Origin of the sequence: Streptomyces xantholiticus (assembly GCF_014651015.1) — a bacterium.
GTDB classification, from domain to species: Bacteria; Actinomycetota; Actinomycetes; order Streptomycetales; family Streptomycetaceae; genus Streptomyces; species Streptomyces xantholiticus.
Genome location: NZ_BMWB01000014.1, coordinates 192,423 through 198,543 on the forward strand (window position 1 = coordinate 192,423; position 6,121 = coordinate 198,543).

The window sequence follows — 6,121 nt, forward strand, 5'->3', positions numbered from 1 at the left end:
GTCAGCCCGTGGGGAGGCCCTCCGCCGTGTCCGCAAGGGCGTCGAGGAGCGGGCGGATCAGGGGGTGGGTCTCCGCCCCGCGGCGGACCGCGGCGAAGACGCGCCGCGTGGCGGCCGGGCCCGCGACGGGGCGCACGACCGTGTCGCGCAGTTCCATGCCACGCAGGGCGGAGCGCGGCACGAGGGCGACACCGGCGCCCGCGCCTGCGAGGGCGACGACCGCGCGGAAGTCGTCGGAGGAGTGCACGAGACGCGGCTCGAACCCGGCCAGCTCGCAGGCCAGCAGCACCACGTCGTGACAGGGGTTGCCCGGGTAGGGGCCGATCCAGTCGCTGTCGTGGAACTCGGCCAGCTCCACATGGTCCTTCGCGGCGAGCGGATGGTCGGCGCGCAGGACCGCGTCGAACGGCTCCGCGTACAGCGGGACCCGGGCGAGGCGCCGGTCGTCCGCACCGGGCGCTCCCCGGTACTCCACCGCCACCGCGAGGTCCGCCTCCCCGTCGAGCACCAGCGGCAGGCTCTCGTCGCCCTCCGCGTCCCGCACGCGGACGCGGATGCCGGGGCGTGCCCATGACAGCCGGATCATGGCCGGTGCCACGACCTCGGCGATCCCGGTGGCGAACGCGGCAACGCTCACCTCGCCGGCCGCGCCGTCCGCGTACGCGGCGAGTTCTGCCTCGGCTCGCTCCAGTTGCGCCAGTACGGCGTGGGTGTGGGTGAGCAGGATCTCGCCCGCCGCCGTCAGCCGTACGCCCTTTCCGCTGCGGATCAGCAGCGCGTGGCCGGTCTCCTGTTCCAGCGCGTTGAGCTGCTGGGAGACGGCCGAGGGGGTCAGATAGAGCGCTGCGGCCGCGGCGGTCACCGTACGGTGGTCCGCCACGGCCCGCAGAATCCGCAGCCGCCGGGGGTCGATCACCCCGCCATTGTCGCCCGTGCGTCGACGAAGGCGGCCACCGCCCGGCGCACGTCCTCGGTGGAGTGCGCGGCGGACAGCTGGACCCGGATCCGCGCCTGGCCCATGGGGACGACCGGATACGAGAACCCGATCACGTACACGCCGCGCTCCAGCAGCAGTTCCGCCATGCGTCCGGCTTCCGCGGCGTCGCCGATCATGACGGGCGCGATCGCGTGGTCGCCGGGCAGGATCTCGAAGCCCGCCGCCGCCATCTCGGTGCGGAAGAGCTTGGTGTTGGCGGCCAGCTTCTCCCGCAGGTCACCGGCGGACTCCAGCAGATCCAGAACCTTGAGGGAGGCGGCGGCGATCACCGGGGCCAGGGAGTTGGAGAAGAGGTACGGCCGGGAGCGCTGGCGCAGCAGTTCGACGATCTCCGCGCGGGCGGCCACATAGCCGCCGGAGGCGCCGCCGAGGGCCTTGCCGAGGGTGCCGGTGATGATGTCGACGCGGTCCATCACACCGTGCAGTTCGGGCGTGCCGCGGCCGCCGGGGCCGACGAAGCCGACGGCGTGCGAGTCGTCGACCATGACCATGGCGTCGTAGCGGTCGGCGAGGTCGCAGATCTCGGCGAGCGGGGCGACGTAGCCGTCCATGGAGAAGACGCCGTCGGTGACGATCAGCCGGCGGCGGGCGCCGCCCTCGACGGCCTCCTTGAGCTGCTGCTCGAGGTCGGCGAGGTCGCGGTTGGCATAGCGGAGGCGGCGGGCCTTGCACAGGCGGATGCCGTCGATGATGGAGGCGTGGTTGAGGGCGTCGGAGATGACCGCGTCCTCGGGGCCGAGAAGGGTCTCGAACACGCCGCCGTTGGCGTCGAAGCAGGAGGAGTAGAGGATCGTGTCCTCCTGGCCGAGGAAGGCGGCCAGGCGCTGCTCGAGTTCCTTGTGGATCTCCTGGGTGCCGCAGATGAAACGGACGGACGCCATGCCGTAGCCCCAGCGGTCGAGCGCGTCCTTGGCAGCGGCGACGACTTCGGGGTGGTCGGCGAGGCCGAGGTAGTTGTTGGCGCAGAAGTTGAGCACGTCGCCGGGGGCGCCGCCGGCGGTGACGGCGACGGATGCGCTCTGCGGGGTGCCGATGACACGCTCGGGCTTGTAGAGACCGGCGTCGCGGATCTCGGTGAGCGTGGCGCGGAGGTCGTCGCGGACGGACGCGTACATGGCTTCTCCTAGGTCTGGGGGACGCGGGACTCAGACGGTCCAGTCGAGGATGATCTTGCCGCTGCGGGCGGTGGCGGCCTCGTCGAAGGCCGCGTCGAAGTCCTGGTAGCCGTAGCTTCCGGTGATCACGGGGCTGAGATCGAGGCCGCCCTCGAGGAGGACCGTCATCGCGTACCAGGTCTCGAACATCTCGCGGCCGTAGATGCCCTTGACGGTGATCATCGAGGTGACGATCTTCGACCAGTCGACGGCGAACTCCTGCGCGGGCAGACCGAGCATTGCGATGCGGCCGCCGTGCGTCATGTTGTCGACCATGTCCCGCATGGCCTCGGGGCGGCCGGACATCTCCAGACCGATGTCGAAGCCTTCCTTGAGGCCGAGCTGCTGCTGGGCCGCCGCGATGTCGGTCTCGGCGACGTTGACCGCGAGGGTCGCTCCGACCTTGCGGGCGAGCTCGAGCCGGGACTCGCTGACATCGGTGATGACGACGTTGCGCGCGCCGGCGTGCCGGGCGACGGCCGCGGCCATTATCCCGATGGGGCCGGCGCCGGTGATGATCACGTCCTCGCCGACGAGGGGGAAGGAGAGCGCGGTGTGCACGGCGTTGCCGAAGGGGTCGAAGATGGCGGCGACGTCGAGATCCACCTTGGTGCGGTGCACCCACACGTTGGACGCGGGCAGTGCCACGTACTCGGCGAACGCCCCGTCGCGGCCGACGCCGAGGCCGATGGTGCTGCGGCACAGATGGCGGCGGCCGGCCAGACAGTTGCGGCACCTGCCGCAGACGAGATGGCCCTCGCCACTGACGATGTCGCCGACCGCGATGTCGTTCACGTCCGCGCCGATCGCGGAGACCTCGCCCACGAACTCGTGGCCGAGGACACGCGGTGTCGAGACGGCCTGCTGGGCCCAGCCGTCCCATGACCTGATGTGCAGGTCGGTGCCGCAGATGCCGGTGCGCAGCACCTTGATGAGCACATCGCCGGGGCCGGTCTCCGGCTCGGGAACGTCCATGAGCCACAGGCCGGGCTCGGCATGCTGCTTGACAAGTGCCTTCATCGGTGCGGCTCCTGGCATGGTGACGGTCGGGCGGTCGCTGTGACCGGATATCGAAAATACGGCCCCGGTCAGTGGACGGGCTCCAATTTGCCCAGCTCGGAGCGTCACGTCCATCGAGGTTTTCTTAAGCGGGCCAACAGCGCAGCTTCACGCCCGCGCCGCAGGTCTGCGCAACAGCCGGCCGAGCAGACCGCGGGCGCCCCGCCGCGACGATCCCGATGGACCGGACGGACCGGACAGGCTGAACGGACCGAACATGCGGGCCGGGCCGAGCCGACCAGCGGTCGGCGCCGTGGAGGCGCGAGCAGCCGGCGCCGGTGTTGTCGATCCCGGCCGGCGCCCTGGAGGGTGCCGGCGGGCCGGATCCGATGCCGAGGCCCACGGCCGGTGCCCCGGTGCGGGGCGGGGCGCCTCAGCGTGTTCGCGCGCCTCCCGCAGCCCGTCGGCGAGAGTCGTCCGGTGCCACAGGATCTCGTCGGGGTGGTCGGCCTGCAGTAGCCGCTCCACGATCTCCCGCCCCGCGGGTGACTTCGGCCGGGCCGGTGCGAGGTCGGGACGGAGCACACGCAGATACGAGCGCTCGTAGGGGTCGGGGACGACCTCGGCGATCGTCACCGGATCGAGGACGGCCGCAATCGCCGCGGCCCGCTGCCGGGGGTCTCCACTGAGGCGCAGCAGGTCGCCCAGCCGCCGCCCCCGCCAGTTCCTCGGGCGCCGGTCCTCGCCCGCCGCCGGCGCGGCGCGGGCCTGCGGAGGCGTCGCACCGGTCAGCAGGGCCGGGTGGTCGCGGGCGAAGTCCCGTACCTCTTCGGCCAGGTAGAGCCACACCACCGCGTGGTAGCGGTTGACATAGAAGCGGACCGGTGTGAGATGACCCGCACGGGCCAGTCTGAGGAACCGGCCCTGGCTGATCGAGGCGAGGTCCGCGCCGTCCGCTGTGCCGACGGTACGCAACTGTTCCCTGAGGGCCTCCGGAAAGCCCTGCCGGCTCCGGAGCCGGTCGATCTCCTGCCGGTCGAAGCGTGGTGGCCCGCCGCGCACGTCCGACAGCGCGCGTACCTGGCCGAGCTGGACCGCGAGTTCGAACTCGCCGCGCCCCAGAGAGAGTTCCTCTGCCGCCCGGCCGAGCGCGAGACTGGTCGCTTCTGCCTGCCGCACCGTCATGTCGGTCTCCCCCGTGAGTGGTGAATACTCTCGGTGACGACCGTAGCCCCGAGCGGGGACATGCCGCCGCGGCCTGTGGACAACTCGTCCCGGCGCGGTTCGAACGCGTCAGAAGGGGCTGCCGTCCGACTGCCGCGCCTCGACCCCCAGATGCTCGCCGACCCGATTGACCATAAGTGTCATCTCGTACGCGACCTGGCCTATGTCGGCCTCCGCGGCGCTGAGCACGCACAGGCAGCTGCCCTCGCCCGCCGCCGTCACGAACAGCAGCGCGTCGTCGAACTCGATCATCGTCTGACGTGCCCGGCCGGCCCTGAAATGCCGTCCCGATCCCCTGGCGAGGGAGTGCAGGCCGGAGGAGACGGCGGCGAGATGTTCCGCGTCCTCACGGGCGAGCCCCGCACTGGCGCCGGTCACCAGGCCGTCGTTGGACAGCACGAGCGCGTGCCTGATGTGTTCGACCCGTTCCGTCAGGTCGTCCAGCAGCCAGTCGAGTCCCTTGTCCAACGCCATGTTCGATCGTCCTCCCCGCTGTTACGTTCCCCGTGGCCTCGCGTTCGCTCGTAACGACCTTGGGGCGAGATGGGCATGGTCGCGGTCGGCCTGTGGCGACTTACCTGGGCCCGTGCGGTCTGTTCCCATCCTGCCCTGTCCGGCGTCTCCCGCGCATACTTCGGCGAGTTACTCCAAGAACTCGCCCCCAAATGTGGTCGGCCGCCCGTGAGTCGGTGCTGCGACGCGAGCGGCGGGGCCAAGACGCGGACGGGCAGCCGTTGCCGGGACCAGCGCCTGGCCTTCGTCGACCGGCTCCTGGTCACGCTGGTGCGCCTGCGGCTGGGCTGCCGCACGCTGCGCCAACTGAGTTGTGAGGCGTCGACCGCTCCACCGTCTCCGGCGCGATCCGCGAGGTCCGCCCGCTGCCGACGGGCCGACCGGGTCCATCGCATCGAGCCGACCGGAGGCACGGACGAGTGCGGCAGGGCCGTCAACGGCAAGCGGTCCTCCACGACGCACCGACGGCGAATCCGCACTCCCCCCACCCTCCTTCATGTCCTTGGCTCCCCATCTCCTTGCTCCGATCCCGCACCACAGCGCATGGATACATCCGTAGGACCGTTTAGCCGGGGTGCCAAGGCCCGGATCCCCTGAGCGCAGTGCTGGAACGCATGACGGGGGAACGGCGGCGCGCCGACACGGATCGCGGTCCGGGTGGATCTGGTCCAAGTGGAGCGGATACGCAGGCTGCTGCGCATTTCGCCGACCGGGCCGATCCGCTCGCCTACCAGCAGGGACAGTTCCGGTCCCTGCTAGTGACACATTCGGCCCCCGGGGCGAAGGGGGTCGACGCAAACCACACGCGTCGGCCCACTGTTGTGGTGGCCGGAAAGTGACAAGACCCGCGAACACGTACCCCGCGTCGGTATTGTGGTACGCGTGACTCTCCTTTACTTTGAGTCCAGTAATTTTCGCTTTCCCCTACTCTGCAAGTAATCAATGGGCGAATCACGTGATGGAGGTGACCGGAGTGCACAAGGACGAAAGCGCGGCGTTGAGCAGGCTCTCAAAGGCCCTCGGAGTGCCCTCTCACAGGGCAGCCGAGAACGCCAAGGCACTCTTCCCCTTCATCGCGTTCGAAGCGGCAATGGCCGGTGCCCCCGTGGATCACGTGGGTCCGGTCGCCGCACACGGCGACCGGACCCACGACTCAGCGGGCCGGTTCCAAGCCGGCTCCGCTCTCCTCGGCGAAGGCCCGCATGCCCACCTTCCTGATGGAGTCGAAGATCGC

The 6,121-nt window shown here is 70.6% G+C and carries 6 protein-coding genes; 1 reads left to right on the plus strand and 5 read right to left on the minus strand.

The genetic code is table 11. From position 1 onward, the window contains the following. Position 1 precedes the first annotated feature (1 nt). The 5 genes from IE198_RS21230 to IE198_RS21250 form a co-directional block, all read right to left on the minus strand. Entirely contained in the window at positions 2 to 916 is a 915-nt protein-coding gene (locus IE198_RS21230) for a LysR family transcriptional regulator (protein ID WP_189888910.1), read from the minus strand. Continuing rightward, a complete protein-coding gene (locus tag IE198_RS21235; RefSeq protein WP_189888912.1) occupies positions 913 to 2,112 on the minus strand; it encodes a glycine C-acetyltransferase in 1,200 nt (399 codons plus the stop codon). The genes IE198_RS21230 and IE198_RS21235 overlap by 4 nt, the downstream gene beginning before the upstream one ends. A gap of 30 nt (positions 2,113 to 2,142) precedes the next feature. Next, positions 2,143 to 3,171 carry an L-threonine 3-dehydrogenase gene (gene tdh / locus IE198_RS21240; protein WP_189888914.1) on the minus strand — a complete coding sequence of 343 codons (1,029 nt, stop codon included), beginning with the start codon at positions 3,169 to 3,171 and terminating at the stop codon, positions 2,143 to 2,145. 147 nt (positions 3,172 to 3,318) lie between these two features. Beyond that, positions 3,319 to 4,335, minus strand: coding sequence for a DUF6397 family protein (locus tag IE198_RS21245; RefSeq protein ID WP_189888916.1), 1,017 nt, complete (start codon positions 4,333 to 4,335; stop codon positions 3,319 to 3,321). Between the two features lie 108 nt (positions 4,336 to 4,443). Next, positions 4,444 to 4,848 carry a roadblock/LC7 domain-containing protein gene (locus tag IE198_RS21250; RefSeq protein ID WP_189888917.1) on the minus strand — a complete coding sequence of 135 codons (405 nt, stop codon included), beginning with the start codon at positions 4,846 to 4,848 and terminating at the stop codon, positions 4,444 to 4,446. Positions 4,849 to 5,860: 1,012 nt separating this feature from the next. Between IE198_RS21250 and IE198_RS35415 the strand changes: the two genes are divergently transcribed. Next, positions 5,861 to 6,121 (plus strand): hypothetical protein (locus tag IE198_RS35415; RefSeq protein WP_229834179.1); only part of this gene is annotated, 261 nt, incomplete at its 3' end.

What these genes read in the sequence shown, in the direction of transcription:
- IE198_RS21235 (WP_189888912.1), bottom strand. Translation starts at nt 2,112, where the DNA reads ATGTACGCGTCCGTCCGCGACGACCTCCGCGCCACGCTCACCGAGATC.
- tdh (WP_189888914.1), bottom strand. Translation starts at nt 3,171, where the DNA reads ATGAAGGCACTTGTCAAGCAGCATGCCGAGCCCGGCCTGTGGCTCATG.
- IE198_RS21245 (WP_189888916.1), bottom strand. Translation starts at nt 4,335, where the DNA reads ATGACGGTGCGGCAGGCAGAAGCGACCAGTCTCGCGCTCGGCCGGGCG.
- IE198_RS21250 (WP_189888917.1), bottom strand. Translation starts at nt 4,848, where the DNA reads ATGGCGTTGGACAAGGGACTCGACTGGCTGCTGGACGACCTGACGGAA.